This is a genomic window from Tenacibaculum aiptasiae (assembly GCF_008806755.1).
Lineage (GTDB): Bacteria > Bacteroidota > Bacteroidia > Flavobacteriales > Flavobacteriaceae > Polaribacter > Polaribacter aiptasiae.
The window spans coordinates 1-479 of record NZ_WAAU01000070.1 but is presented as its reverse complement, the minus strand read 5'-3'; the positions used below and the strand labels follow the sequence as shown (position 1 = coordinate 479).

The 479-nt window shown below is 37.4% G+C and carries 1 pseudogene; it reads right to left on the bottom strand.

Features of this window, described 5'->3' with window-relative positions:
- A pseudogene (locus F7018_RS18645) lies at positions 1-479 on the bottom strand (hypothetical protein); the annotation flags it as partial.

Genomic DNA, 479 nt, shown 5'->3' with positions numbered 1-479 from the left:
TTCGTATCTAATGAACCATTACCTCCTTCATCTACATCTAAAATACCATCATTATCACTGTCTAAATCTAAACTATCAATAATTCCATCTCCATCAGTATCTCCTGTTCCTTCTTCAGTATCTGGAATTCCATCATTATCATCATCTACATCAATCACGTCTGGTATTCCATCTCCATCAGTGTCAATAGCATCTCCAAAGCCATCTAAAGCATCTTCACTATCAGCAATTCCATCTCCATCTGAGTCTATACCACTATCTCCAACAGTACCATTTCCTCCACTATTTGGGTCAGTTGAGTCAGAATCTACTGGTGGATCATTAGCATCTCCATGTCCATTAAATCCATCTGAATTATCTGGAATACCATCTCCATCTGAATCATTTAATGGATCATCTATTTGACCATCTCCATCTCTATCTGGATTTCCTCCTTCTACTACATCATTAACACCATCATCATCACTATCTAAATCTTG